Origin of the sequence: Pedobacter sp., from assembly GCF_039594775.1 — a bacterium.
In the GTDB taxonomy this organism is placed as follows: domain Bacteria; phylum Bacteroidota; class Bacteroidia; order Sphingobacteriales; family Sphingobacteriaceae; genus Pedobacter.
This window is the reverse complement of record NZ_JBCNMT010000004.1, coordinates 60,267-87,138: the sequence shown is the minus strand read 5'-3', so window position 1 is coordinate 87,138 and position 26,872 is coordinate 60,267. Positions and strand designations below refer to the sequence as shown.

The 26,872-nt window shown below is 41.2% G+C and carries 15 protein-coding genes; 2 read left to right on the top strand and 13 right to left on the bottom strand.

Annotated features, from left to right (window positions below):
• Window positions 1-326 precede the first annotated feature (326 nt).
• The 10 genes from ABDV71_RS11890 to ABDV71_RS11845 all read right to left on the bottom strand — a co-directional run bounded on the left by ABDV71_RS11890 (window position 327) and on the right by ABDV71_RS11845 (window position 17,745).
• Window positions 327-2,585, bottom strand: a complete 2,259-nt coding sequence (locus ABDV71_RS11890) for a prolyl oligopeptidase family serine peptidase (protein WP_343532807.1) — start codon at window positions 2,583-2,585, stop codon at window positions 327-329.
• Window positions 2,566-3,678 (bottom strand): thioredoxin family protein, encoded by a 1,113-nt coding sequence (locus ABDV71_RS11885; protein WP_343532805.1) that lies wholly within the window; start codon window positions 3,676-3,678, stop codon window positions 2,566-2,568. Before ABDV71_RS11885 ends, ABDV71_RS11890 begins: the two co-directional genes overlap by 20 nt.
• Window position 3,679: 1 nt before the next feature.
• Complete coding sequence (locus ABDV71_RS11880) at window positions 3,680-6,016, bottom strand: zinc-dependent metalloprotease (protein ID WP_343532803.1); 2,337 nt, start codon at window positions 6,014-6,016, stop codon at window positions 3,680-3,682.
• 27 nt (window positions 6,017-6,043) lie between these two features.
• Entirely contained in the window at window positions 6,044-8,494 is a 2,451-nt protein-coding gene (locus tag ABDV71_RS11875) for a zinc-dependent metalloprotease (RefSeq protein ID WP_343532801.1), read from the bottom strand.
• Between the two features lie 68 nt (window positions 8,495-8,562).
• Window positions 8,563-9,507 (bottom strand): putative zinc-binding metallopeptidase, encoded by a 945-nt coding sequence (locus ABDV71_RS11870; protein ID WP_343532799.1) that lies wholly within the window; start codon window positions 9,505-9,507, stop codon window positions 8,563-8,565.
• Between the two features lie 25 nt (window positions 9,508-9,532).
• On the bottom strand, window positions 9,533-11,041 hold the full coding sequence (locus tag ABDV71_RS11865; protein WP_343532797.1) for a RagB/SusD family nutrient uptake outer membrane protein: 1,509 nt from the start codon (window positions 11,039-11,041) through the stop codon (window positions 9,533-9,535).
• A gap of 4 nt (window positions 11,042-11,045) precedes the next feature.
• A complete protein-coding gene (locus ABDV71_RS11860; protein WP_343532795.1) occupies window positions 11,046-14,642 on the bottom strand; it encodes a SusC/RagA family TonB-linked outer membrane protein in 3,597 nt (1,198 codons plus the stop codon).
• Between the two features lie 162 nt (window positions 14,643-14,804).
• Window positions 14,805-15,971: a FecR domain-containing protein gene (locus ABDV71_RS11855; protein ID WP_343532794.1), complete on the bottom strand. Its 1,167-nt coding sequence runs from the start codon at window positions 15,969-15,971 to the stop codon at window positions 14,805-14,807.
• A gap of 66 nt (window positions 15,972-16,037) precedes the next feature.
• Window positions 16,038-16,619: an RNA polymerase sigma-70 factor gene (locus ABDV71_RS11850; RefSeq protein ID WP_343532792.1), complete on the bottom strand. Its 582-nt coding sequence runs from the start codon at window positions 16,617-16,619 to the stop codon at window positions 16,038-16,040.
• Window positions 16,620-17,364: 745 nt separating this feature from the next.
• Window positions 17,365-17,745, bottom strand: coding sequence for a helix-turn-helix domain-containing protein (locus ABDV71_RS11845; RefSeq protein WP_343532790.1), 381 nt, complete (start codon window positions 17,743-17,745; stop codon window positions 17,365-17,367).
• Window positions 17,746-17,828: 83 nt separating this feature from the next.
• Here ABDV71_RS11845 and ABDV71_RS11840 point away from each other — a divergent pair, with 83 nt between their 5' ends.
• Window positions 17,829-18,833, top strand: coding sequence for an alpha/beta hydrolase (locus ABDV71_RS11840; protein ID WP_343532788.1), 1,005 nt, complete (start codon window positions 17,829-17,831; stop codon window positions 18,831-18,833).
• 18 nt (window positions 18,834-18,851) lie between these two features.
• On the top strand, window positions 18,852-20,009 hold the full coding sequence (locus ABDV71_RS11835; protein WP_343532786.1) for an MFS transporter: 1,158 nt from the start codon (window positions 18,852-18,854) through the stop codon (window positions 20,007-20,009).
• Between the two features lie 416 nt (window positions 20,010-20,425).
• Here ABDV71_RS11835 and ABDV71_RS11830 read toward each other — a convergent pair whose 3' ends face one another.
• The 3 genes from ABDV71_RS11830 to ABDV71_RS11820 form a co-directional block, all read right to left on the bottom strand.
• Complete coding sequence (locus ABDV71_RS11830; protein WP_343532784.1) at window positions 20,426-23,641, bottom strand: glycosyl hydrolase; 3,216 nt, start codon at window positions 23,639-23,641, stop codon at window positions 20,426-20,428.
• A gap of 91 nt (window positions 23,642-23,732) precedes the next feature.
• A complete protein-coding gene (locus ABDV71_RS11825) occupies window positions 23,733-25,994 on the bottom strand; it encodes a family 78 glycoside hydrolase catalytic domain (RefSeq protein ID WP_343532782.1) in 2,262 nt (753 codons plus the stop codon).
• Entirely contained in the window at window positions 25,991-26,869 is an 879-nt protein-coding gene (locus ABDV71_RS11820) for an alpha/beta hydrolase (protein WP_343532780.1), read from the bottom strand. The genes ABDV71_RS11825 and ABDV71_RS11820 overlap by 4 nt, the downstream gene beginning before the upstream one ends.
• Window positions 26,870-26,872 lie beyond the last annotated feature (3 nt).

Sequence of the window (26,872 nt, the reverse complement as noted above, 5' to 3'; positions counted from 1 at the left end):
GCAGCAGATTTTTTTTTAAAACAATGATATAAAAACTTATCCTTTAGGAGGCTTAAGATATAATCCCTAGCTATTTGAACTACATTCACTAACCTAGCATCGGATGTATTCTTTTCCATTACTCAGCATATTTGGTTACGACATCAATTTTAGTTTGTAAAAACCATAGGTATGTTTATACAAAGTAAATAGATTACCAGCTATCAATGCTAATAGAATCTTCCCTATTGTGAAAAACGGAGTGGCCATCCGGCCAAACTCCGTTTACTTATTAACTACTAAATATTAATTTCTATTCATCATTTTTTAAGCGTAAGTACTTATTCTTACTCTATTAAATACTTAGCAAAATAGGTTCTAAGCCGCTTTTGGAAATAGGACTTGGCTGCACCTTCGTAGCTGTGGCTTTGCCCCGGCAGCACCATCAGGTCAAAATCCTTATCAGCTTTGATTAGTGCATCCGCCATCCTATAAGTATTTGCCGGGTTCACATTTTCATCTACTTCTCCGGTAACCAGCAGTAAATGCCCTTTTAAATTTTTGACTATATCTTGGTTAATTGACATTTTATTTTCAGCGCCCTGATAAGTCTCGCCCCAAGTGCGATTGTAGATTCTATTGTCGTGATTACCTGATGAAGCTACTCCCACCTTATAAAAATTAGGGTATTTGCACATGGCCGCCACGGTCATCATACCGCCGCCAGAGTGACCGAAGATACCCAGCCTCTTTAAATCAAAATAGTTATATCTGTTTGCCAATTGCTCTAACGCATGTTTATCGTCGTCAATAGCGTTATCACGAAGATTGCCATACCCATATTTGTAGTAGGCGGCATTGCGGATAGGCGAACCGCCACGATGACCAACTACCACTACAATAAAACCCAGTTGTGCCAAAGCCGTATTGTTGTACCTGTCTAACACGGTAAAATCAGACCAAACAGTTTCAGTTTGTGGCCCAGGATAAACTTGCGAAATGACCGGATATTTTTTATTAGGATCGAAATCAAAAGGTTTCCACATCAATCCGTATAAATTAGTCACACTATCTTTAGCCTTTACTACAAATGGCTCAGGATGTTTCCAACCATAGGCATACAGCTTACTTGCATCGGTTTTGAATATTTCGCACATCAAAGTACCATCTGTTTTGCGCAGCACTGTTATTGGCGGTGCATCAATCCTAGAATAGGTATCTACCAAATATTTTTGATCTGGCGACATGGAAACTTGATGCGTGGCATTTTCAGGCGTCAGTAATTTTTCGGTTTTACCATCAAGGCTAACCTTATGAAAAAATGCATAATACGGATTTACACTAGCCTGCTTGCCATATGTATACAGATAGGCAAAACCTTTTGCGGTATCGATGGCCGTAATTTTCCCGGCTGTAAAATTGCCTTTGGTAATATGGTTAAGCAGTTTACCATTCGCATCGTATCTATAATATTGTCCCCAACCACTCCGATCGCTCCACCAAATAATCTCGGTCCCCGATTTTATGATGGAAACGTTAAAAAGATCTTCGTTGATAAAGGGCTTACTTACTTCATGGATAATGGTACGAACCTTGCCATTGGCTAAATTTACTGCACAAAGCTCCATTTCATCTCGGGTACGTTTACGCCGCAATACAAAAAGTTCTGCTGTGTTACCGGGCGAAGCCACCACCTCCAATTGCTGGTCTGGCCATCGCTGAAGGTCAATTTTTTTCATCGACCTGTGCTGTGCATCTCCAATAAAAAGCTCAAACTGTGCAACGTCCTTATCCCCTGGCAGTTCATATTTGTAGGTGGACACCCTGGGTCTGGGCAAAGTTGCTGAATTTACAACAGACATGGTTTGTACCTTTCGTTTATCTACCCTGATCGCATAAAAATACCTATCATTAATCCATTTAGCTATCGATGGATAAGTTTTGTCTACGGCGTAAATACCTTTTTCATCTACACAGAAAGAATAATAAGGCTCTGCATCAGCACTTAATTGTACCTCATTCTTTTTATTTGCAGTATCTGCCATGTATAAGTTATGAGCTCGTACGTACAATTCCCATTTCCCATCTGCAGAAGTGCCAAATTTTGGATACAGCTTCTTCGTACCATTATTAGTGCCCTGCTTAAGCTGCTTGCTGGTGTAATTATAGTGGTAAAGCTGAGTTCCATACTTTACTTGCACCGTGGTTTCGTCGTCAGAAAAACTTGGTAAATAAGACACCTGCTTTTGATCAAATTTACCGCCTATAAAACTTTGTAACTGTTTAGCAATTGCAGCTTTATCAAAAAGCTCCTGCCTTTTACCGGTCTTCATATTAACAATGTAATATATCGTATTTTTCTTCGGCATTGCCGAACTATCGGTTGGTTCTGGCAAAGCTACCATTTGGGCGTTTGGCTCGTCGGTTACAAACCAGAAACTAGGCGTTTTCTTTAAAAAAAAAGGGACAATCTTAAGCGTGCCTATCCGAATTGCCAAATTGTTGGCATCGTATTTCTTTGCCGCTCCGAAATTGGCGTGCTGTGCAAAAACAGAAACAGCGCAGCACCAAATCAACAGCGCTATACTAATTTGCTTTTTGCACATATCTTTCTTTCATACTCTTGAATAAATTGATCAGGAAGGGGTTGCTCGAAGTCCTAGAAATTTCGTCTGAAAGGGCAGCAATTTGTGGAAAATCGTAACCTTTAATTGATCTGCCGAACGTAGTATAATCAAAAAGGATGCGGCGGTTATCTTCAGAAAAAGAACCTAAATGTTTTAAAAGCAGCGCCGTTACCGTAGCTATATCTTTTTCGCCCGCAGCTATGGCAATATCCATCATTACCAATAGCTGCGCTTTATCTGGCATTTCAGTATTTCTGATTTGCGCTTTATACAGTTCATAGTTACTCTTATCAAAAGGCTTAACCTTTACATAAAAGCCATTAAGTGTCCAAGAGGCGATCTGTCTGTAAACAGAAGATAGTTTTTTATCTACCGTATCTTTGGTGTTTTTTGCAGCAAAATCTCTCCAATGATCTGTTAAATATTTAAAATTCGGGCTAAACAAATCTGAAAGATACATGGTGTACCTATTTTGCCCAAACAGGAACCAGTTTTCTGGACTTGCTTTTTCTTGCGGAGTAAGAATATCCATTAACTCGGCATTAAGCTGCTTTGCTTTTGAAATTTCCATTACCTTGATTTTTTGCTTGATATAAGCTCGCATAAATTCTGGCGACCGATCGCCACTCTCATATTGTGCGTTCAGTTTAGCCACATCACTAACCGTTACACCTTTTGCTGCATTGGCCAGAAATTCCTTAGCCGACATCCCTCCTACATATTTGTGTTTAATTTTTCCGTCGGCTTCTACGATTAAGTAAGAAGGATAGGCCTCTACCGTATAAGTTTTACGTAAAGAAGGTCCTTCACCTTTTTCCATATCTATTTTAATATTGATGAAATTCTTATTGTAGAAATCAGCTACGCTGTCTTGGGTAAAAACATTCATCTCCATTTGCTTGCAGGGAATGCACCAGGTGGTATAGCAATCTACAAAAACTGGTTTATTCTCTTTTTTCGCCTTTGCTAAAGCTTCTTGAAAAGTCAATTTTTCAAAATTGATGGTCTTAGTTTGCGCTTTTACGGCGATACCTATTAAAAGTATCAGCGCCATTATGCTTAAGTTTTTCATTCTATTTTGCATTTTGTTCACTATCTACCAACATCTTCATTAATTGAAAATGTTCTCTGGTTAATAAATCAGTATGTGATTTAGCCATTTGATCTATACGGATGGATAGAGAATTGGTGTAAGCATTAAGTATTACACTTATTTCGGTCAATCCGGCAGCTACTTTGTTTTTTGATGCCAATGCCTGTAAGCTTCTAATGAATGTAGCCTGCACATTACGCTGGTAGCTGGTTAGGCCTATTTTTGAATCAAAGTTGTGGAAAATATAACGATCAATGTTTTGGAATAAGTCCTTCGTACCAAAAACGTCTTGCTGACCAGAACTTTCAGACTCTAAGAGATTTATAAGCAAATCGGTATTTACCAATGCGTTTACCACCTTAACAGCGGTTTTGGTCACTAAGGTTTCTGTGTTCGATCCGTCGGTAAGTTGTGCCCTATCATTTTTTGTCCACGCTGGCACAGCTTTTAGAACATTTTTATAGAGAAAATCGAAGGTTGCTTGCTGACGAGCTTTAGAGATATAAACCAAAGGAACATGATTATAGCCCTTCATTACTGTAAAGCGTTGTTTGCCGCCAATATTTGGAAGTACACTACTTACATATTGATCATAAGTCATGATGAAATTTGCAGCCAATAACATGTAAGTATCCCAAGTATCGTCTTTCATTTTAGTAGCAATTCCATCTAATTGTGGATAAAAGGCGCTAAGTCTTTCGATACCTAACTGAGCTGCTTCTATATTATTTGATGATAAATCTTTAGCTTGCGCCAAGGGGTTGCTTTTATCTTCTGCCGCGTAATAATAAACAGGATTGATTTTACCCTCTTTCAAAAAATCAGGTTTTGTCTTCGTATCCTGGAACTGGCGGTAAGCCCAATTAATTGCAAAATGATCATAGGCGCCAATACTAGGTACAACTAACTTGCTTTTAAAATTCTTTACCGGCATCATCAGATAATTGAATTCCAAATCGTCGGTAATGGAAGCAGAAAAGCCGTGCTGCATTACCCATTGCGGATTGCTAACTTGTTGCACTGTATAAGCCGCACTACCTGCGTAATTTGGCAACATTCCCAGCACTTGTGCCATAGCCTGAGTTACCTTAAATTTTAGGATATCATATCGCACTGATGGCGAAGATGCATCTTTTTGAATACGAGGATCTAAACTGCCACACTGCACAAAATATTTCTGCAGCAAATCATCTATCACATTATCTGAAAAGGTAATTTTTGCGGTTTTGATTTCTCCGGTACGAGGGTCTTCAACTGTTTCAACGGCTGCCTTGTTTGACACCCCGCCCCAAGCTACCAGTATACTCCCTTCTTCCATCAGTTGTTGTTTGGCGTTATCTGGCAAAACAACCTTAATAGTGTTCTTAAATCCGGCAGTTTCGAAACATTTATTCCATTCTAGTATTCCCTCTTTCACTGCATCCATTAAGTATTTGGGGATAGATGGATGAAGATATGCCACTATTGTACGTTGTGGCTCTACCAAGTGACCAGCTTTATATTTAGCTACATCTTCGGGCTTAACTAGTACATTCCATTTTTTAATGACATTGACTTTTTTAGCAGCGTAGCCTGTTACACCAAAATCTGTAAAGGAACGTGTATCGAAACCAATTCTTCTATCGCTTAGTTTTATTGGCATTGGTGTGGTTGATAGTTGTTGCAATACCAAACCGATTTGGAAAGTTGACGCTTGGTCGAACTGCTTTCCGTTATAGTCTCTCCCGCTGTTATTCTGCGATCTGTATACATTGAAAGCTACACCATTGTTAATTGCACTTACACTTTCTACCCCAGACCTAGTGGCATCTGGATTAGCAATAAGGTTATAATTTTTGAATGAGAAAAGCTCGCCGCCGTCTATCAATTGTTTGGTGATATCGATAATGTAACTACCCGTATCTTTTCCAAAAGCCTCAATTTTAAAAGTAAAGCTAATGGGCTCTAGGGTCGATCCGCTTAACAAATTGGCCATAGGTACATTGTCTACAGCTTGCTCACTGTAATTGCTTCTAGTTACATACAAACTTTCGCCCGGACCTTTGGTGAACTTTAGCACACCAGATGATTTAGAGATCATAGCAGCCCCATAACGGATATCGCCTACTACAAGAATATCTCGATCTAATTGCTGTGCGCCAATTTGAAGAAAATACTTATCATCTAACTGGTAGATAGGAAAATGCCCCGTAACCACTTGCATTTTTTCTTTGAAAAATTTATCAAAAGCTAAGGGGGTGTTGGGTTTGCCTTGCTGTGCAATGCCTTGAAAAGCACATGCCAAGAACAGTATTGCTATGGAGAATATTTTTTTCATTTACTTATTTTTTGTTTTCAGCATTCATTAACTCGTTGGCTTTTTGCCTTTCCACTGCTCAATCATGGCTGTTATAGCACTTAAATGTGCTTTAGACGATGTATCTGTTTTCTTCTGCAAGGCCATATCGCAATTATCCTTTATTTTTTCTATCTGCTGCTTTAAAATAATAGCCACATCGTTATCATAGCTTGCCGGATTAAATACGGAACTTAATAATTTGTTCACGTAACCTCGCTGCAGCATTTTCTTATAATCGGAAATTGGTGCGCTATTATCCAAATCCATAAAAATGCCTTTATAGATATCATCAAAAAATTCGCTCACCGCATAAGTTTCCTGACCTACTATACGCTCGTTCCTAGAAATGGCAGAAAATTTAAAGAAGACCTTACCCAGAAATGTCTCATAATCTGCAGCTACTGGACCACTAAAAGCGAACCTCGTTTTGTCTACAACATTTTCTGGGAAAAGCCATGTAGGCTCTTGGAAATAATAATCGTTGATGAAGGTCATCGCTTCCTTTTGCGTTGCTCTGCCAACTGGTTGATAGTTTGTTTTCTCTTCGATCATTAAAGCTTGGTCGGCGTATCTACCACCAATATTTTTTAGTACGTGGGCTAAATATTCATTATACCTGCTGGCAACGGCACTATGCATTCTTTTCATCATGGTATAATTTTCGTCATCGTCATTTTCAAGCCAAGCTTCCAAATTTTGCATGATCAGTTTTAAATTTTTGATACCGAGCGTACCTGCCTTCATGGCGTTGCTGCCCATATCTTCAGACTGTACCCTTGGATCGAAAAAATCTCCCTCTGGGAAATAAAAATATTTGGGATCTTTTCTCTTTTGGCTTACCCAATTCTTCAGTGCCTCAGCTTCCTGTTCTACGGTTTTATACTGAGAAAAATATTTATATCCCCATTCGATCGCATATTCATCATAAATACCAATTTTAGGTAAAAGCTCTTCGGCAGTAAACCCGTCTTCTGGCTGCGCTACATAGTTGAACCTCAAATAATCCATAATTGAAGCTCCAAAACCGTGCTTGGCCACAAAAGATCTCTTACGTACACTATCTACATCGTAACTGTGGCTGCCCGCAAAATCATGTCTAAGCCCAAGCGTATGGCCTACTTCGTGTGTAATTACCATCTTCATCAATCTGCCCATAATATCTTGTGATAAAGGCAGCTTCCTAGCTTCAGGATCATTGGCCGCACACATGATGAAATACCAACGTTGCAGCAAATCTGTGATGTTGTGAAAAACTGCTACGTGCGAACTGATGATCTGTCCAGAACGTGGATCGACCACCATCGGCCCATAAGCATTAGCCGTGGTAGATGGTTTATAAGAAATTACTGAATAACTTGCATTGTCTATAGAAAAATCAGGGTTTTCTTCTGGTGTAGGTTCCATTTTTGCCATTATTGCGTTCTTGAACCCAATTTTTTCAAAAGCACCCTGCCAAGCATTAACACCGGCAATAAAATATGGGCGCAAATATTCAGGAGTATTTTTATCTACGTAAAACACGATAGGCTCTGCTGGCTCTACCAATTCTCCGCGTTTATATTTTTCTATATCTTGTGACTTTGGTTCAATTTTCCATCTGGCAGCTAAAAGCCTATCTTCTGCTTTATTTAAATCTTGTCCGTAGTCTTTAATCACCCTGGTAAAATAACCTACACGTTTATCTGCAAGTCTTTGGCGCATGGGTTGGGCGGGCAATAGATACCAGCTTGCACCAATTTCCCACATGGTTGGGCCATTCATCTGCTTGTCTTGTTGTGCAGGCTGTTGGGGCTCCGTAGGTGTAATACTCTGCGGTTTTGGGGTTGCACTACCAGCGCCATAAGCCCTTACCGAACGGAATACAATGTTGTTCTTATAGGCAGCAATACCGATAGGACGCGACAGATTAGCCTGATACGGACCAAGCCCCAATTCTTCTTTTGCCCCACTAAGTGACAGATAGTGCATATCGCTATTTAACGAAGCGGTAATGTCTATCAATGTAGATCCCTCGTTTTTTGCCACCGGCACAAAAGAAGCCACAATAGGTGTTAATTTGTTTTTAAGTGTTGCTTCATATGTACTTTTATCATTAGGAGACATATAGAACTGTGACTGTTCCATATTTATCACCCCTTTTTTACTTTTATTAAATTTAAAGGTAGACTCGTGCACCACGTCTCCAGCAAAGCCAAAACGCCTTCTCGTATCCCTAGACACTTGAGCAGAACCTTTGTTGATGACAACCATAGCTAGTATGTCCCTGTTCAACAAGGTATCCGGAATTTCCAGATAATATTTGTCTTCTTGCTGGTATATGTTAAAGAGTCCCCTATATTTTGTTGCATTTGGCTTAACGAATGTTTGCACCGCCGGAAGCGCTGGTATTGTTTGCGCCATTAGCGTGGTACATAGGCACAGCTGCCCTATCAGCAACAACTTTTTAAGTAGTTTCATTGATGTGTGTTAAAAAGTACCGCCACGGATCCCCGTGACGATACATTTGTGTGTATTGATAAAAACCTTTACAATCCTCTAGATTTGTTGCCTATGGCTTGGAGATCTACCTGATAAGTGTTGATGAAGTAGTTTCTCACCATGTTGTAGCGCTTTTTGATTAATCCGTTGGTATCCTTTGTGGGGTTTAAAATGCCTACCGCACTCGTGTTCGTATTGGCTACAGAACGATTCAGGTCAGCTTCAGATAAAGTAACCATGGCCATTACATAGGCATTCCAATCACTTACCGGAGTGATGGACGAAGTATAGCTTGGAATAATTCCCTTGCCATAGGCTACTGCCTGACTTGCATTGCTAGTGCTATAATCTGCGCTGTTGATAAACTCTGTGCTAGGCTTAATTAGCGCACGCTCATTGATACTTTGGAAAAATACCTGATTTACCCTGGCGAGGAAAGCCAACTTTTCGGCATTACTCATCTGATTTATCGTAGCATCGCCATAGTTTACCGCAATATTATCATAGCTATAATAGGCCGGCACTTTTTTAATACCTTTAGTTGCCGTGTAGGTTGGATTAAAAATATACGCTGTGTAGATCGAATCCACTTTACTACATAGCAAAATCTTAACCGGCAAAAACTGCTTAAGGAAACTCTGGGGATAAAGACTGAAGAAGCTTTTATCTAGCAAATCAAGTTGTGCTGGTATAGCACTTTGTTCAGCCGCTATCACTTCCGCACCAACACTCCAACTACCGGCAGAACCCACCACCGGCTTTCTCCATCCAGTTGGCGTCCAATAGGCATCGCGTTCGTTAAACTTATATAGCAGATAGCTGCCATAATTTTCATAATAATTCACTATAGTTTGGTCAAAGGGATTGTTTCCTTGTGGCACGTGATAGGTTATATCAATATCAGAAGGCGCTAAAGCTTCTTTTTCTTTTTTACATGAACTCATGCCAACAAGGATCAGGAGTACATGTAATATGTTCAAATAAATTTTCATGAGATCAAATTTTGTGATGATGAATTTATCTTGGATTCTGAATTAGGCTAGGATTTGCCACCATAATATTGAACGGGATTGGCAAGGCAAATAGCGGACTGTTGGCTGGCAATGTGTAGGTACTGGTTACATTATCGGTTCCGGTAAACACGTGGGTTACGTCCATTCTCCACCGCTTCAAATCAATGAAACGATGTCCATCTTCTAGTGCCAGTTCTCTTCTACGCTCTTCTTGGCAAAATTTATACAATTCTTGTGCATCAGTGATATTTATCGGCGTGTAGGCCGTATTCCTTGTATCGTAACGGCTTCTGCGCAAGGTGTTCAGGTCGGCTAGTGCAGCTGTTCTATCTGCCGCATCACCACTTGCTAAATATTTCTGGGCATAGGCTTCGGCACGATTGAGATAAAGTTCTGCTACTCTAAAACCTCTAGATCCATACTGCGCATTTAGTGTATTTTTAGCTGTACGATAGGGAAACCTATTGCCACTCACCGTAAAAAATTGGAAGTAGTATTGGTAACGGAGATCCCCGTAATTCGAAGTACCTGTACCTTTATCGTACTGGGCAATTAAATCCGCAGATACTGAAAACGGAGGCAATGATCGACTGTCAATATTTACGGTAAGCAAATCTGGATGAACTCCTCCATAAACCCAAAGCACCTCTGGACTAGCAGCATTGTAGATTCCGTTGGCGGCGATACTTCCATTAGCAGCCACTTGACTAGCTAAAACCGTCAATGTAGCTCTATTCTGCAAGGCCCTTGTAGCGGCTTGGATTGCTTTATCATAATCACCCGCCATCCCCCTATAAAGATAAAAACGTGAAAGCATCCCATTTGCAAGGTCACTACCTATCCTAAAGGCATTGGTGGGGTTATAATTATTTCTTAAAAGTTCTTCTGCCGTAGTTAAGTCCTTTTCAATCTGATCATACACTTCTTTTAATGAGTTTCTAGTTAAACCACCATCTTTTACTTGGCTGCTCAATACCAAAGGCACGCCCAAAGCCGTGGCAGGATCTATACCAGGTGCATTGTACATTTTCGCATAAGTCGTGACTAATTTGAGATAATAAAATCCCCTTAGGAACAAGCATTGCCCCAAAATAGCGTTCTTTTCCACCGCGGTACCAGAAACCCTGTCTAAGTGATCGATTATCACATTACAGCCCTTAATTTTAAGGTAAACGGTTCCATAAAGATTGCCAGGATCACTATTTGAATTAATAGCGTCGAACATGGTAGGATTAAAAGTGAACATTTGGCTAGCTGCCTGTAATGTGGTCAAGTAAGCTGGAATGGGCACCCCGTTCACATTCACCAGGGCGTTGTTCTGTATATCGTCGGTGAGTGCATCAAATGTCTCCATTTTAGCGACATAAGGATATGCCTCACTGTACATCAATGCCGTTAAATCGTCCGTTGATCCTGGACGCATTTCGTCCTGGCTATACTCCTCTAAAAATTTCTTACATGAGCAAAAGGTCATGGCCAAGAAAATGAGGTTATATAAAAATATTTTTTTCATCTTTTTACAAACTTAGGTTCAGGTTGATGGTATAATTTCTAGTCCTTGGTTGACCTCCTAAGGCCACTTCAGGGTCTATTCCCTTAAAATCACGACTGTTGATCGAAAACGGGTTGGTCACGCCGCCTGTTATCGCTACGCTTTTACATTTTAATTTTTTAACAACATCTTCGGGAAGTGAATAAGTAACCCTGATATCGTTGCAGCGCAGACTGGTCGCACTAACCACCCTATCTGTACTGAAATTATAGAAGTTATATACATTCCTGTCCGGACGTTGGTCCTTGTTTGGAAGCTCCACTACCGGGAGCGTGCCGTTAGGGAGTGCCGGTACAGTAGCATTCGGATTATCAGGTGTCCATCGATCTAAGATCTGACGTGAAAGGTTCTCATATTCTGTAGGCAGACCACTGTTTGTAGCCGCATAATTATACAAAGGAGGCAAAAAGCGGCTTCCACCTACCTGTAGGTAAAAAGAGCTGCTGAAAGTCAACATCTTGTACCTAAAGTTCATACCCAGACCAGAAGTAAAATCTGGATCTAGCTTTCCTACGTATTTCATGAAAGATGTAGGATCATTGGGATTGGCCCCTGGAGCTACCGATAGATCGAATGTTGGTTCTCCATTTGCAGGATCGATTCCTGTGTATTTAAACGCGTAGAAAGCAGAGACCGGCATTCCAACAGCATTCATCTGCCCCATTGCCGCTGTTTGCCAGCTGACCACCTGAGGGCCAGTTTTGGTAATCTTATTGATATTCTTCGAAGTATTTAAATTTACCGACCAAGTAAAATTCCTGGTTCTCACAGGTACAAAATTAGCCGTTAGTTCGTAACCCGTGTTGTTCATTGAACCTCCATTGATCAACATCGAATTCACACCATATTCGGCCGGCACATCCAAACTCGTGATCAGTTCCCTTCCACGCTTGGTATAATACTCGAAAGAACCACCTATCTTGTTGTTGAAGAGACTCCAGTCCAAGCCTAAGTTTAGGCTCATGGTCTGCTCCCAACGCAAATCACCGTAAGGAAGACTGCGTACGGTTAACAAAGTCTCACCAGTAAAAACGTCGGTACTGTTGACAGTGGCACCAGTAGGTATTTTGATAATCAGGTCAGGGCTTACGTTAGCGGCGATGTTGCGCTGATAACCAAATGAACTTCGCAAACTTAGCCCACTTAACCAGTTATTGGCCACAAACCATTTCTCATTTGCAATGTTCCAACGGAAACCACCCGCCCATACAGGATTGAACTTTTCATTGGTAAATTGCCCGAAACGGTTAGACCTATCATTTCTAACACTGAAGTTGACCACATACCTACTATCATAAGAATAACTTGAGGTGATGTAAAGTCCCATGGTGTTCACCCTTCTGTCAATGATGGTTGGAATAGAGACCAATAACGGGTTCACTGTTTTAGCTGTAGTATAGGTTAATGGAAGTGTGGCGAAAGACTTTCCCCTGTCATGGAGATAACCGTAATCTGTAGACTGGAAGCCTTCATAAGATGTACTATTGGCCTCCCATCCCAACATTGCTGCCACAGTATGTTTTTGGCCAAATGTTTGGCTAAAAGAAAGATTATTGCGCCAGTTCCAAGTCCGGCCCGTATTCATCACCTGATTGTATTCTCCGCCTACGGGCAACCTAGAATTGATATATGCTGGATCAGAGGGCTTGATACCATATTCTGCAAACCTCAAGGCCCTAGATACATATTCAGTTTTTTCCGTAGCGTAGGTTGAGCCGTTGGTTGCCGAGCCATTATAACTAAACAACGTCTGTAAACGTAAATTTTTCAACACCTGGTAATTGACATCCATCACCGCATTGGTGGCTAGCACGGTATTGGTGTTACCAGTTTGATTTCGCTCATTGATAAAATTAAAGAAGTATCCAGATCTGTTTCTATAAAAGCTAAGTTCGCCATTGTCCTGATAGGCAGCAATCGCCCTGTTCATCTTGCTAGCATAATCGTAAGGACTTACCTGATAAAATCCATTGGTGGTGGCTTTCGATGCAGATAAACGTAGACTTAGCGTAAGGTTTTTCCGCAAGTCAGATACGATAGACAAATTGCCACTAAGGCTACGGCTATCGTTACCGATTGCTGTACCGTTGCTGGTATTGTAACCAAATGAAGTAAAATATCTGGTTGAAGTACTCCCGCCAGAAATACCCAAGTTATGCGACATACTGAATGGCTTTCTGAATAGAATGTCGAACCAATCGGTATTTACAGTTTCCAAGGCGGCCACTCTCGCGTTAAATTCTGCTTCGTTGATGGTCTTCAGATAAAGATACTCGTTCAGTGCACCGGCATAGCCAATGTTATTGTTCACTACTGGAGAAGTTAGACCACGTTCAAAAATCTCCCTAGAAACGGCTACACGTTCCTTCGAGTTCATTAAATTAAGCCTGTCATAATTTACCTTTTCGGTTACACTTAGATTGGTAGAATAATTGATTGCCGGTGGCCCTACCTGCCCTTTTTTGGTAGTAATGACAATGACACCATTAGCCGCACGCACACCATAAATGGCCGTTGCCGAAGCGTCTTTGAGGATAGTGATGTCTTGAATGTCATTGGGATTTAGCCAACGGATAGAATTTCCAACGAAATTTCGAAGGTAATCGAAATTATCTGTGGTAACACCACCAGCAGTATTCAATTCCTGGGCCTTAAACGGAAGAGGGTCTTCTTGGATAACTCCATCCACTACCCAGATTGGTTCTTGTGTTCCTACCAAAGTAGAGGTTCCCCTTACCCTAACGTTCTGCTTGGTGCCTATCATCCCGCTAGGATTGGTTACTACCAAACCAGCGAGTTTACCTTGTAACGCTTGCTCTAGTGTATTGATACCGTTAAAATTAAGTTCTTTTGCTTGGATGGTAGCTACAGAACCTACTACATCGGCTCTTTTCAACGTTTGGTAACCTGTTACCACCATTGTTTCCATTTCGTTTACGGCGTCAAATAAGGTCACATCTAAGGTAGTTCTTAATCCAACCGTAACCTCTTTGGTCTGCATCCCGATAAAGGAAAAAATCAAAGTCGCCTGTCCTTCTTCCACCACATCTATCTTATATTCTCCGTCTTTATTGGTTACGGTACGCACATTCAGTTCTTTAGACAATACCGTTACTCCCGGTAGCGGACGCTTACCTACATCAATTACCCTACCGGTAACCGAACGATATCTTACTTGCGTATTTGCCGTTTTAACTTCAGCCGTTTTCTCCTTTACAATAATGGTTTTATTTTTGATGGTATAGCCTAAAGGTTGATTTTTGAAACAGGCCGCCAATGCTTCGTTTAATGAAACCTGTTGTACATTGATGGTTACTGGCTTGGCATCATTAATTTGTGATGAGGTGTACACAAAATCAAAACCTGTTTGCTTTCTGATCTCTTTAAAGATGTCTACTATTTTTGCATTTGTTTTTGAAATGGTGACAACTTGGGCGTAGCTGGCCCTAACTTGAAAGGCGAAAACTGCAAGAAAGACGGTAACAAGTCTTAATATTCGCCCCATAATTCGACTGGAAGAACAAGCTTGTAGCCTACCCTCCAATAAAATGGATTTTTTCATATCTTTGATTGAATACCCGCTGCTAAGCAGCATATTGGTATCCTAGTTTGTTGGTTATAAGGTTTAGTTGATTAACGCAATTTTCTATCCTAACCGCTCGAACTTTTAGCCGGGAGTGCTTCGAACCACTTCCGGTTTATTGATCTAACGGTGCTTATTACACTACGGCATAACGACCACCCTCCTTCCTTCAATTTTAAAATGTACAGCTCCGGTTTCTTCTAAAGATGCCAATACTTCTGTAATTGGTTTACTTCGGGAAATGGTACCGCCAAAACCTTCTGCGGTAACAGTACCTTGATACACAATTTCGACATTGTACCAGCGTCCAATTTCCTCCATAACTTGTGTTATCTTCTCGTTTGCAAATTGGAAATTGCCGTTTTTCCAAGCAATAGTTTCTTCTACATCTACGGTAGCCGCAGTTATTTCGTTAGCAGTAGCTACCGCTTGTTGCCCTGGCGTAATGGTTTTTTGTTGTTTTCCGGCAAGTACCCTTACGCTACCTTCAATTAGCGTAGTTTTAACACTAGGTTCGCCTTGGTAACTCCTCACATTGAAATGGGTTCCCAATACCTCCACTTTTTTATTGCCAATGGCAACAATAAATGGTCTACGCTTGCTTACTCCACCTACTTCCATCTCGGCTTTTGCAATTTCAAAATAAGCTTCTCCACTTAATTGCACCTGTCTTTCTAAAGCACCTGCAAAATTAGATGGCAATACAATACTACTAAGCGCATTTAGCCACACTTTTGAACCATCCGGCAAGGTTACCTGATAAGTGCCTCCTTTCGGCGTACTCAGTACCATCTCTTTGGCATCACCTATAGCCTCTTTATCGTAAGCTAAACTGGTGCCGTCTGTATATAATAAATCCGCAGCAGCAATCACAAGTCCTTCTTTATTCTCTTTAAGTTCTACTACCTGTCCATTGCCAAGTTTCAACGTTGCCGTGCGCCTGCCTGGCTCTATTGGCTGGTAACTGACAAAAAGGCCATCTGTAAATTTTTCCAGCCCACCCTTTTGATAGACCAAATATCCTACGGCCAATACCAACACTGCAGCCGCTGCGCCAGCCCATTTAAAGTAAGATTTTATTCGCAATGGTTTGCGCTCCTGCTTTTCAATTTTTACCATCAGCTTTGCATACAGCTCGGCACCCAACTGTTCCGAATCCAGCTTGTTTGCCACATTTAATTCCAATTCTCCGTCGTCGAATGATGCGTACCACCGTTCGTAAAAATCAATTTCTTCGGGTGTGGCCGTTCCATTAAGCCTTTTGTTGGCAATTTCTTGTATATAGTTATGTTCGTTTTTCGATTCCAATTTGTGATGCGTTTAACCTATAGTCGCACAACGACTACAGCACCCTACATCAAAAAAGAAAAAAAATTATTTGGACAGAAGATAAAGGATAAAGGGTAGGCCAACTTGTAGCTTTCCCCTTAAAACTTTTAATGCTCTAGTGATATGGGCTTCGACCGTCTTTTCCGACACGCCTAGTTCTTCGGCTATTTGTGCATAAGATTTATATTGTTCCCTGCTCATTTTAAAAACCAACCTGCATTTTTCGGGAAGCTGTTCAATGTGATGATCTAATTGCTGCCGAAGTTCACGTTCAGAAAACCATAGCTGCGTACTATCTACTCCAGCTTCGTTAGATAGATCTGTAACGTTTACCACTTTTTCCTTTAAATAAAGCTTGCGCTGCCTAGTAATGATCTGGTATTTTGCTGCAGTGCTGAGGTAGGTATTTAAACTATATTGTATTTCTAAGCTGCTGCGCCGTTTCCATAAACTAAAAAAAACATCCTGCACTACTTCTTCGGCTTCAGCTTGGTTTTGCAAACGATGAAATGCCACGGTAAATACTTTGTCCCAAAATCTCCGGTATATCTCAGTAAACGCAGTCTGATCTTCACCCCTAAGACGAGTAATCAGTTCTTCATCGGTACAAGCTTCAAGGGAGGACATGTCTTAAAGTTATTATTTGCAAACGCAATATTAAAAAATATTAACGAATTAAAAGCCAATCAAATACTTTGCTAAGCAATGCTTTTAGTTACATACATTCATTTTTGCTTCACAAAGTTTTCCTACTATTTTGCCCAGGATTGTAGATTTTCTCAACAGGGACCATCATCTTTCGTTCCAAACTATTCACCCGACCCATTGTTCAGCTTTTGCAACCCCATCCCAAACATAATACGATATTTATAATTTGGATTTTGGAATATGTCTTATTTACCAAATGGGGCCGTTTCAACAAGGATTCCGGGGGATTCTATCATATGATTGGACTACCTAAACGCCTTGGAGTTGAATCCCACGATCGAGCAACCGCTCGATATCGAAGTACTCAGAAATAAGCCTCGTAAAGGCACCGATAATGTGCCCCAAGAATGCACAGATTTTCCATGCCCGTGAACTGACTGTCACAGAGCCTTTGGTGCCTCAGATTTTAAAGCTCTAAAATGGATAGCGATAAAAGATGTGCTAAAGGAAATGAGGCTGCCCCAAATAGTCAAATCTCTACTTCATTAAGATTCGACCTCTAAAGCGCAACGCAAAATCTTTACAAGATTGATTTTCAATCATATAAAAAACAAAATATGTTATTTACATCTTTATACATACCAAAATAGCCCTTGTTCTTTACAAGCAATTCGAAAAGACATTGATCTGTTGTTGCATTACTTTTGACCATAAAAGGTCAATCCTATATTCCTGTGAGAATTTCTTCCTGAATTAAATTCTTATGCTTATTGCCCCAAGCACTTAATTGCTTCCAAATAGGCACCAGTTCACTTGCAATCGCTGTTAGTTCATAATCTACCCTTGGAGGGATTTCTGCATGTACGGTTCTTTTTACCAAACCCGCTTTTTCCAATTCGCGGAGCTGCAGTGTCAGCATTCTTTCCGTAATTCCCTTAATTCGATTTCTGATTTCGCTAAAACGGAGTTTCCCATGTTCAAGTTTACACAGAATGAGCAATTTCCATCTTCCACCGATTTTACAGATGGCATATGTTAGATCACATTCAGCAATAATGTATTGCTCATTAATGCTATTTGTTGAATTTTCCTTCCTTTTTCCCATTACTTACAAATTTGTTAGTACCATACAATTAATTGTGTACAATGCAAATTTATGGCTTCTATTTAGTTTTGCCTAAATACAATATGAAAAAGCTTATCGGAGTACTTATGACAGCGGGACTGATTTCCTGTAGAACAATTAACAGTAATAACAAAATGAATAAAATTGAATTGACCCCAGAGATAACCAAAGTAGTGGACAATCTCCAAAAACTCCATGTATTTGACGGCAAAAACGCTTTAGATATTGGCCGAAAAGGATATGAAACGATGGCCGTTCAGCTTGGTGGCAAAAAAGAAATGGTTAGGACAATCGAAGAATTTGAGATTCCTCAAAAGAACCACAAAATTCCGGTGAGAATCTACAGACCCAACGGAAATGAAAGTAAAAAATCGTCTGCCATCATTTATCTTCATGGCGGTTGGTTTGTTTCGGGAAGCTTTGAAACCCATGACATTATAGTTCGCCAATTGGCCAATGCTACAGGAGCCGCCGTTGTCTTTGTTGATTATCGTTTGGCTCCCGAGAATCCATTTCCCGCGGGTTTGGATGATGCCCGATCAGCTACTGAATGGATTATTGATAACGCAGATTATTTAGACCTCGATAAAAATAAAATCGGAATTATCGGCGACAGCGCGGGAGGAGCATTGAGTATAGGTATTTCAACACAACTTGGCCACCGATTGAAGTTTCAGGTACTGATTTATCCAGCGACAGATAATAATTTAAACACAGAATCATGGGAAGACTACGAAAATGGCCCAATAATTAATAAAGAAGAAGGAATAAGGGCCTGGAAATGGTATTTGTCCAGTCCCAAAGACCTACAAAACCAACTGGCAATTCCTTCATTGATCAAAGATTTTAAAAATACACCACCAACTTTCATTTTATTAGCTGAACACGATCCCTTACGGGATGAAGGGCAACAACTGGCTGAGAACATGAAAGCATCCGGAGTTCGGGTTAAGGTTTTAGATTACAAAGAGATGGTTCACGGTTTTATGCACATGGGAGCTGTTTTAAAAGAAACCGGAGAAGCAGTTCATCAAATCGCAGCATTTACGAAAGAAAATTCAAACTAATCTCCCGGAGAATCTTATATGAAAAAGTATGCGTATATTGGTTGTTTGGGCTTTATTGCTGTTATCACTACCGAATTCGGGGTCATTGGAATTTTACCACAAATTGCTCAACACTATAAAATAAGTATTGATAAGGCCGGTTACCTCTTAAGTGCCTTTGCCCTGGTCATTGCCCTTACGGGCCCCTTTATGACCTTACTGGCTTCGGGTTTTGATCGTAAAAAGATTATGCTCACCTCCATTGCCATATTCCTTATCACAGGTTTTGTCTCCTCATTTTCGCCTCCATTTTGGATTTTAATGTTGGTGAGGATTCTTCCCGCATTTTTACAACCCGTTTATATTGCCACCGCTCTATCTGTTGCTGTTTCCAATGCCGATGATCATAAGAAAAACGAATTGATGAGTATTGTTTTCAGTGGAATAACCCTGGCAATGGTGACTACGGTCCCTTTTGCCACATGGATTTCTAGCCTGTGGTCCTGGGAATATTCATTTATAATCCAAACAGTTGTAAGCTTTATTGCCTTGGCCGCTATTTATTTTATACTTCCTTCAATGCCTGTCAGAAAGAAAAAAGCCTATGGAACACAATTGAAAATCCTGACCAAGCCTACATTTATCTTAAGCACTGCGGCCAACTTCTTCATGATTACTGCATGGTTTTCCACCTATAGCTATTTTGCAGATTATTTGAATAAAGCAAAAGGGATGAACGAAACTATGATAAGTTATATGCTGTTTGTATTTGGAATTGTTGGCGTTTTTTCAACCTGGCTTGCAGGAAAAATGCTTAACAGGAATGTGATCAAAACAACGGCTTTTTTCCTTTCTGGAACTTTAATAATTCCCGTCTTTTTATACTTTTCGAACGGCAATTTGTTACTAACTATCACTGTAATCGCAATATGGGGCTTTATGTACTCACCAAGTTTCCTGAATGCATCTACCTATATGATCTCATCGGTCCCCGATTCTCTGGAATTTGCAAACAGTCTGGCAACCTCATTTGGAAATCTGGGAGTAACATTAGGAACTACCCTAGGTGGCTGGATGATTGTAAGCAAAGGCGTAGCATACAATCCCTGGATTGGATTTGTGTTTGGTTCGCTGGCCTTTCTCATGATGATTTTAAGGAACTTTTATGAAACGAACGTGACTAACAAGGCCGTTTAGTAAGATGGCTGTCCAAAGTTATCCTCCTGGCCAGAACGATAACTTTGGACAGATTTGAACTTTTCGACTAATCTCGGATACTCTGCTCCATAGGCATGAAAAGATTTTTCGATATGGAGCGGTGCCAAACCTGTCATCTCCGGATTCTTGACTATCAAATAATTTGTGAGTGCATAACCCTTAACCAATATTGTTCGTCTCCCTGATAAACAGCATTTTAAGGAACAAAAAAAAGCGGACTAAAACTGATTTATCAGCTTTGTCCGCTCTGGTGGGCGGTACAAGGGAAAACTTGAACCGTCTTATGGATGATCTAATGCTTTTGATTAATTTAAGAAAGAAACAGAGTAACGATACTGGGTAAAGTTTGAACCTTCGGAATTATACATGCCGGAAGAAAATTAGCAACAAATATCCTAATATTGTACCGCCGTAATTTTAACTGGGCCTTTCAATCCCGAAGGTTCTAAAGGGCTTTTGGGTTGATATGGATTATCGTTTGTCCAAGTCCCCCTCTGCGCTGGCGGTAACATGCTATCTCCTATCAAACGGTTTACCCAAGTATTAGCTACGCTGATTTCAATCATATTATTTCCTGGCTTCAACGCATGGGTAATTTCCGTTCGCCAGGGAGCCGTCCAAACCCCTCCAACATTAACACCATTTACTTTTACTTTGGCAATCACGTTTACCTCACCTAAATCCAGATAAATTCGTTGCCCCTTAACTGGTTTATTGATACTAACCGAATTGATATAAACGGCGGTTCCAGAGTAATATTTGATTTTCTCATTTGGATGAAGCGTCCAATCTATGAGTCGGTCAAACATTATCGGCTGCGCTGGACCACGCATTGCTGGATCAAAAGTTACTTTCCAAGATTTTTCAATTGGGGCTAGCGTTAATTCGCTCGGATTATTCAGTGATTGATTATTTCCATTTCCCACCGCTGGTTTTCTAAAAACGATGAAGGTGCTCTGAAATTTGTCCAGTCTCAAGGGAATTGAAGTCATTCCATTCGTTTGGTTAAACTGTGGTAAAGCCCTAGTTGAACCATCGACTGGATCCCAAATTTCGGGCTGCATCCCACTAATTCTAAATTCAGCGACAAGATCTACCTGTTTATTCCGCTGATTGCTTACGAAATAAATATCTGCCCCACGTACGTACCTATGGATGAAAAGTGTCGAATCACCTTTGTCCGAACTAAAGTCTGGTGCGATTTTTAAATTATCTAGTGCTGTGGAAAGATCTACGCCTTGCCAGACCAGTCCTTTTCCAAAATTATGGGATTTAATAGTTGTACCATTGATATCGCCCCAAAGCTCCCTGGCCATCTGCTGTACCTTCTGATCGGCAACAGGGTAATTTTCCAAGCTCGGTGATCTACTAGGCGGTGGACCCAAGATGGTTGCCCCGTCCTTAACCAAGTCTTTTATTTTTTCCAATAGTTCCGGCCTCATTGTTTCCAGTTTCGGCAACACCAACAAACCATAGTTCATACCATCTGGTAGAAATAGACGCCCATCTTTGACTGTCAGCCTATCTCTAATCACTTCGCCGTTGATATAATCGAAGGAGTAGCCTTTTGGAATCGGTGGATCGGTAATGCCTGTCATTTTAGGTGCGTCTTCGCCAATAAAATAGGCTACATCGGCTACATACTTCCCTTGTTGGAGCATGAAATTGCAACGTTTCAAATAGGCTGTAAAAAGATCCAGATAATCGAACCATGTATTATGCCGATTAAACTCCGTACCAAAGGTCGCATTCACCCCAGGTAACCTTTCATCCGGCTGGTGGATGTAAACATGCAATAGCGAATTATTGATGCCTTCAGTAAAGAACCGGTCGCCCCTTTGCTTAATATCCGCCGGATACTTCATGAACGCTTTGCCCCCCGAGGTGAACGACTCTGCTGAAACCCTGTTCTTCCCGTAGATATGTGCTGCCGAAGAGGCCGCCCTATTCTCAATATCTCCCAAGGCGCCCTTTGCCCAAAACTCCCCCGCCACTTCGTCTGACTGTCCGCCATACTGTAAAAACTCACCCGGAAAACCCCAATGCCCATAGTTCTCCAGCCATGTCTTAAGACCATGCTGATTGCTAATTTCCCTCAGTCCGCCCACATAATCGTAGGCAATCCTATCTGCAATGAAACGCCTTAGATCCCATAAAAAGCGATCTGAAATTTCTGGCGAACCAACCACTTTACCATGCAATGCAGGCAAATAAGGCAAAGCATCATAACCATACCGCAACTTGAATTTCTCTATCAACCCGTCTGTCCAGTTCTGTCCTCCTGTTTCGTAACTGTCCTGCACTGCCACTTTCCAAGTCCTTCTATCTGCCGCCGGTATACGTCTCAAAATTTCACCAAGGAAAGCATCGAAATGTGATTTCACATGTTCCTTGCTCATCTTATCTACTTCCAATCCCGTACCTTCTTTAGATGCCGGACTGTTGTTCACTCCAGTGGGCGCCATGCCCATTCTCATAATTACCCAATCACCTGCAGGAGCATGCCACTTCAATTTTCCTTCAGCCCCCATGTAAACAGACAAATCCAGCACTTCTTTAGGATTAACAAGCAAATTTCTATCCCCAACTAAGGGCTGTTGTGGCCACTGGTATTCATTCCAATATGGCAGGGGTGTCTGGTACATCTTAGCCAATGTCTTTTCCGGATACCGCTCTACTTTGGGCATAGGAGAAAGTACAAATTCTCTAATTCCATATTTAGGGAAAGACTGTTTGTCAAGTATACTTTTTTGCAAGACGAGACGAAAATGCTTCGAAGTAGTGGCCGGGATAGAAATCACAACAGGTGCATAAGGGTCAAACCCTACATTCAATGCACTTCTTCTTCTATCAATTTCAAAAGTGTTTATGGTATGATAACCATCTGTTTTTTTCACCTGCAGTTCGGCAGATGCAGTCATCTGATATTTAGCGGGATAAATACTAAGGCTCCGAGCGGTAAACTCTTTTTCCGTAACGAAATCTATCGCTATTTTACTTGTATCGGTAATGGTAATGCCCGTCGAGGTATCTTGATCTATAAGATCCTGTAAGTTGGCAATTTTGGCTGTTGATGTTACTATCGGTTTTAAATCGCCCAACGTCTTTCTATATTCATTGGGTGCTCTAAATGCTACCACACGAACGTCCTGAAATTGTGGATGTGGTTTGGGCAATGAAATTTCCACTTCATTTCCGCCCTTTACCAATGTTTCCGAAGAGGTCAGGTATCTCATGGACTGATCTGGCCTGATCCAAGGTCCGCCAGATTGGCTCCAACCCGGACTATTAAAAATACCGATCTCGATATTCAACTCACTAGCCGTTTTAAGAGCAGTATGAAGAATTTCCCACCATTCTTCGGAAAACAATTTTACTTTTCCGTAAGCAGTAGAACCGTAACCTATATTTCCGATAAATGCTCTGTTGATCCCCACCCGCTTCATTGCCTCAAGGTCTTTGACCACCCCCTCTTTTGAAATATTATCCGACATCCAGTACCAGTACGTACTGGTTTGAATACTATCAGGCGGCGATTTGAAACCTGTTTCGATATCGGGCAAGCCTTTATCGGAAGCTACATTTATTGAGGGCGCATTTCTCTTTACCATACATGCTGTTAGCATGGCGAGGCAAACAAAAGCACTGCGCAAAGATAGCTTCGTGGTAATTTCCATACGATTTCCTTTCTATTGAGAACGACTATTGATATTTGATTTTCAGTTGGTGATTTCCCGCTTGTAGCCCCTTGACAACTACCAAATTGTTAATCTTTTTGATTTTGACCGGATAACCGTTCAACAGCACTTTATTCTTTTTTCCACGCTTTAAAGGAAGATAAACTTCCGCCGTAGTATTGCCCGGTATAGAGACACTGACTTCAAAATCATTTTCGGACTGGCTGTAAGAGGCTTTGATCGCACCCTTTATCGTAGGCACGGTAATGGAAGCGTGTGCCAGCCCAGCAATCTGTGGCTTGACTACAAAATTCTCCCAGCCTGGACTGATAGGCTCTATGCCCATCAGCTTGCGTGAAATAATATTTGCCGGCGCTGCTCCCCAGGCATGGTTCCAATCCTGATTAGGTTTGAACTTGTTGTCCCAAGCCTCCATGGTAATGGTACTGCCCGCTCTTATCATATTGAACCAACTCCTATCGGTTTGGGAAGTAAGCAAAGAAAGACCATACGCCCCATCTCCCGCATTATAGATTCCATCCAATAGAAATTGGCTGCCATAAACACTACAGGCCATACCCCTCGACCTGATATGAGCCATCACCGTCGACTGATCCTTGTTATCTACAATGCCCAGCGCCAATGCAAAGGCGTTGGCGTGCAAGGAAGCATGATCCGTACCGATGCCGTCTACGAATATTTGTCTTTTATTATCAAAAAACATCTTATAGAAAGCTTTTTTTGTTCTTTCTGCTGCTTTTTGATATATCTGCGCATCGGCAGTTTTACCCAAGGCGGTTGCAATCTGTTGCATGACAACAAGCGCCCTATAGTGGAAAGCATTGACCACCGAATTGTATTTGGTGAACACAAAACCGTCTGTTTCCGTATTCCGTGGCCAATCTACAATATCCTTTAGGTTGTCATTGTTGAGATGGATTGCCTTTTTAAAGTCCGCGGTGACCTTTCCCGTCAAGGTACTGATCAAACCCGTAGAGTCGGTTAATCCTACTAATGTTTTTGCCTGCAAATCTTTGTAGTAATGCGCTATGGAACGGCTGTCACCCGTGTACAGGTAATCATTCCATGCCATCAGCACCGACTGAAGGTGCCATTCGGTGGGCCAGGTCGGATTGGTGATCAGATATTCGTGGGAGTTTCGAGCCATGCTGAACTCCTTATCTACCGCATAATGGCTCAGCTGATTGATATAGGCATCGGCCTCGTAGGGAATGCGTTCGCGATCGCCATCCACATAGATGCCTAGGAATGAAGTTGCCTTTATGGAATATTTGCACAGATCCCATATGGTATTCAAAGTACTGTCTGAACTATGAAAAAAAGAACCCTCATCGTCAAACTTATAATGGACAAATAAACGTGTTACCGCCTCACTAGCTAGCGGATACTTATAGTTCTCCACTTCCAGGTACCGGAAAGGCAACACTTCTCCTATATAATCGGGCATTTTTATGGCCACTGGCCTGGTGTTATACGCATCCTTATGGATATTGAGCTGATAGGTATGCTTTCCTTTCTCCAATATCAGGGCATATTTTGCATAACGTACCTTGCCGGGAGGTCTGCGGTTGATATTTCCATTGCCATCCAACATTTCGCCCAAGCGAACTATGACGGTGTCGCCTCCTATTTTCGAATAAAGTTGCAGTTTAAGCTGAGAGAAGGCATCCTTGCCAAAATCGATCTGATAGAGACCTTTGTTTTCCTTAATTGATACAGGGCGTTGCTCTGTAATTTGAAGTGGATAAGATGGGTTTTTGTAATCAACCAGCTCATCCGCTGTGACAAAGGAGGCCGTTGAAGAGAAAGGGCTAACCTCATTCCGATTGTTCCAAACCTTCACTTTCCAATAATATACCGTATTTGGTTTAAGTGCTATCCCTCTAAACAAGATACCTGTAGATTTCTCGGCGGCTACCTTCCCCGAGTTCCAAACATTACCAGTGTCTTGATCCAGCTGTTTGATATTATCGGATATCAGCAATTGATAGGCAGTTTGCTTTTGAGCCTTAGTCGCTGCCTTAAGTTCCCAGCTAAATGCTGGCTGGTTATTATAAATCAATACAGATTGGATATTTTTATTGGATGTATTGATTGGTGGAACATTAGTAAAATATCCATTTGCCGAATAAAAACGATCGGCAGCAACCAAATCGCACATCAATTCGGTAGGTGATTGCATCGGAGCCACTGTATCTCTTTGCGACCAGCCTTTGAATGAAGTTAAAACAGCTAATATTAAAATCGATAGTGATCTGCTCTTCATTTTTTATAGCGCTCTTTCTTGATCCATTCAATGCAATCGTCTATCCATTGCACTTTAGCTTGATTATTGTTTACTCCATAGCCGTGGCGGCCTTTCTCGTAAAGAAACAGTTCAACCGGAACATATTTCTGTCTTAATGCCGCGGCAAAATAAAGACTGTTCTTCACGTCTACTGTTTTATCGTCCATTCCAGAGGTGAGATAGGTAGGTGGAGTCTGCTCGGTTACCTGTAACTCGTTGGAATACTTCAAGATATTGTCGTTTGTCAGTTCGGGACCAATTAAGTTCATTCTGGAAATTTTATGGGTCAGCGAATCTGCAAAGCTGATTACCGGATAGACCAGTACCATGAAATCCGTACGTAGCGAAGTCCCTTTGGGATTATACAGTTCGGATTTCTCAAAGTGTGTGCCTACCGTAGACACTAGATGCCCTCCCGCCGAAAAGCCCATCATGCCCAACCGGGAAGGATCTATCTTATATTTTTTTGCATTTTCCCTTACATATTGAATTGCCCGCTGGGCATCAGTCAAAGGAACAATTTCCTTGTGATCCATCGCTTCTACTTTTGGGAGCCGATAATCTAAAAGAAAGGCGGTAATACCAGCTTCCATCAATTTTTTACAGGCAGGAATGCCCTCTACACGGTTGGCACGGCCTCCATAAGAACCACCAGAGCACACAATCACTGCCGTGCCCCTTGCCAGATTCTTCTCCGGTTTAAACACCGTCAACTTGGGCGGCTCTGCATTATTTTTAGCAAAAGGAACTTGCCCTTCTGGATAAAGCGCTATCACTTCCTGTCCAAATAAGCTAAACGTAGCAAACAGAAGGGAGGTGATTAAATAGAGTAGCCTTTTTATCTGGTTTTTCATCGT